This window comes from Clostridium sp. AM33-3, from assembly GCF_003480315.1.
GTDB lineage: Bacteria > Bacillota > Clostridia > Lachnospirales > Lachnospiraceae > Brotaphodocola.
Window position 1 is genome coordinate 1 of record NZ_QUIV01000045.1, and the last position, 3332, is coordinate 3332.

Sequence of the window (3332 nt, forward strand, 5' to 3'; positions counted from 1 at the left end):
ACACTGTTCAATCTTTCATTTTCAAGGTTCATGTTGTTGCTGTTCTCAGCGGCAACGTTAAATATCATATCACATCGTTTTCGCTTTGTCAACAACTTTTTCAATTTCTTTTTGGAAATCTTTTTGATTTCCTGCCCCGTTCTCACGGGGCGAGGATTATAATATCAAATGTCACGACAAAAGTCAACAGTATTTTTTAAATTTTTGGATTTTTTTTAATTGCTTGAAAAACGCGTATATTCTGATGTGCGTTCTATATGAAATAGCTTCTTTCCAGATAAGCACTCCTATATAGAATAAAACACATCCACGATCTGCTGCTTCTCTGCATCAATCACCCCATAGGTATTCAGACGAAGTTTCGGAATAACTGGCAGACTTACAAAGGCCAGCGTCATAAAGGCATCAACATCTTCATGAACTCCAAGCTCCTGTGAAAGTGACTTCATTGCCTCCAGTCTCCGATCTACTTCTTCTACCGGAAGCTCTGACATCAGACCTGCAATCTTTAGTGGAAGATCCAGTACTACCTTGCCATCTACCGCAATGGCCAGCCCTCCTTCATTTTCCACTACACGGTTTCCCGCTGCAGCTATATCTTCATCAGTCACTCCTGCTATGACCAGATTGTGAGAATCATGGCCAACACTGGTCGCTACTGCGCCTTTCTTTAAACCATAATTTCCAAGGAATCCGATTCCGATATGTCCGTTTCCTTCATGGCGTTCCATCGCCACAAGCTTTACAACATCCTTTTCCGGATTTACTCCAGCTGCCAGGCCAGGCAATTCTGTCCAGTTTTCTATTCTTTCTTTTGTAATCAGTTCATGACTGACAAGATCAATCACCCGGATCTGATTTTCCTTTTTCGTCAAAGCAAGATCAGATGACTGTATCGGCCGGCAGTGGAACGAATGGAATACTCGCTTTTTGATTTCAGCCTCCCACTCTGGTGTCTCAGCTGCTTTCTCAAATATAACTTTTCCATTTTCTGCAACCAGTTTTCCGTCCTTATAAACCCGGAGCACCTGAAAATCCCTCAGATTATTCAAAACTGTCAGATCAGCCCTGTATCCCGGTGCCACTGCACCACGTTTTTTCAGCCCAAAATATTCTGCTGTATGAAGCGTTCCCATTTTAATCGCGCGGATTGGATCCGCCCCCAATGCTACTGCCTCCCGGATAATAAAATCAATATGTCCGCCCCGAATCAGATCCCCCGGATGTTTATCATCAGTTACCAACATAGCCCGCTGGTAGTAAGGCGTATCAAAGACAGGCAGCAGTTTTTTTAAGTTCTTGGCTGCTGTTCCCTGACGGACCATGATCCACTGGCCTCTGGCCAGTTTCTCCCGCGCTTCCTCAAATTCTGAGCATTCATGATCCGATGCGACACCGGCTGTTACATATGCATTCAAGCCCTTACCAGATAATCCAGGTGCGTGACCATCGATTTGTTTTTCGTACTCCTGTGTTTTCCGAAGTTTTTCAATACAATCCGGATCGTTCTGAAGCACACCGTAGGAATTCATCATTTCAGCCAGCCCCAGCACCCGTTTATTCTGGTAAAACGGAAGCAGATCTTCCATATGCAGTTCCGCTCCGGATTCATCCAAAGCAGTCGATGGCACGCAGGATGGCATCATGAAATAGATATCTAAGCGGAGATTCTTTGTTGCTTCCAGCATATACTGAATCCCGGCTGTTCCTGCCACGTTTGCAATTTCATGAGGATCTGTAATTACCCCACAGGTTCCATGCGGCAGTACCATTCGTTCAAATTCCGACGGTGTCACCATAGAACTCTCCAGATGAATGTGTCCATCCAAAAAGCCAGGACAGACATATGCACCCTTCAAATCAGTTTCCACGTCTCCCTCATAGTCTCCAATTCCGACAATGATACCGTCTTCTATGGCAATGTCTCCTTCTTCTATGGTTTCTGTAAAGACATTCACGATTTTTGCATGCTTCAACACCAGCTCTGCCTTTGTTCTCCCCGCTGCTGCAGAAATCTGTTTCATAAACTGATTCGTTAATGTCATAAGCTCCCCCTCCTGACTTCTCCTGAATCCAATTTTGTTTTGTAATTCTAAAGTTGTAGTTTGCCTTTATTGTAGTCTATGACCGGCAAAAATACCATAACTATTTTACGCAAGAAGCCAAGAAGCAATCTTGCCGAAATGCATTTGAAAAGGACTGCATCAAAAACAAAAAAACGACAGAAGGATCCGTACGTCAGACCCCATCTGTCGCTTAGCTTCTGTTGTCTATTTCAGAAGCCATCATACATATCCGATGCAGAAAATCCTCCACTTTTTGTAAATGCACGATCCTCAATGGAATCACACACGCTCAAATAACAGATATCTCGTACCCTGAAAAGTCAGTTTACCGATGTCTCCTTCCGCCAGCATTCCATATTCTCTACCTGAAACCGGTAGTTCTATACGATCACCGCTCTCTACCTGAAACGTGACATAGTAACTGGTACTTGAGGTCGAATAGTAGCCATGCCCTCCAGACAGATCACCTGCATTTGCATGGCTATGATGCGTGATATTTTCACGCTTTGCAACGATAGTTGCAGTCACCGACAAACGCGGTGACTGATTGTTTTTATGCCATGTCCCGATTCCTGTTACAAACTGGAAAATGATCATTCCGAAAACCATCACGAAAATAATCGGAAACATAAACTCAAACAGCGTAAACATACAACTCACCCTTTCTTCATCTTGCGTCAAATGATTACTCTAAAGATTCTTTGACAGACGCTTTTCTCTATGAACTCCGATTTATCTTTCTAATTTTCTATCTCAATTATACCATCCCGGAATCAAACACAAAATATAGGAATTCTGTCGGTTTTCGTCCTTTTTTATTAAGTCTTACTTTTTTTGTTACAATTTAAGAGTCCGGCTTCGAAAAGTCGGGCTCTTGGTTTCAAATATCTTATACGAATTAGAGAAAGAGAGAGGAACAGTTACTCCAAAACGGATCCTGATGCAACCTTTATGAGAATGAAGGTCTGGGTAAGTATGCTCAAAATCTACAACGGATAAGGAAAAGAGCTAAATTTAATATTTTTCCTTAAAATAAAAAGGGTTGCAGTAACGAATTTTCAATCGTTACTGCAACACATCCATCTTTAGAAGAGCTGCTGACGGGAATCGGACCCGTGACCTCCGCACTACCAATGCGACGCTCTACCGACTGAGCCACAGCAGCATATGCAATTTTCATTGCAAGAGCGCGAGACGGGACTCGAACCCGCGACCCCGACCTTGGCAAGGTCGTACTCCACCAACTGAGCCACTCGCGCATTTATA

2 protein-coding genes and 2 tRNA genes are annotated in these 3332 nt (G+C 43.3%); all 4 read right to left on the minus strand.

All coding sequences use genetic code 11. The features are described from left to right. Positions 1-287: 287 nt before the first annotated feature. The gene (gene ade / locus DW819_RS15375; protein WP_118733983.1) at positions 288-2045 is read right to left on the minus strand and encodes an adenine deaminase; all 1758 of its coding nucleotides are present in this window, start codon (positions 2043-2045) and stop codon (positions 288-290) included. 300 nt (positions 2046-2345) lie between these two features. Continuing rightward, positions 2346-2717: a DUF2500 domain-containing protein gene (locus DW819_RS15380; RefSeq protein WP_118534476.1), complete on the minus strand. Its 372-nt coding sequence runs from the start codon at positions 2715-2717 to the stop codon at positions 2346-2348. A 441-nt stretch (positions 2718-3158) separates the two neighbouring features. Next, positions 3159-3231: transfer RNA gene (locus tag DW819_RS15385), tRNA-Thr, on the minus strand. A gap of 21 nt (positions 3232-3252) precedes the next feature. After that, positions 3253-3325: transfer RNA gene (locus DW819_RS15390), tRNA-Gly, on the minus strand. Between the last annotated feature and the right edge of the window lie 7 nt (positions 3326-3332).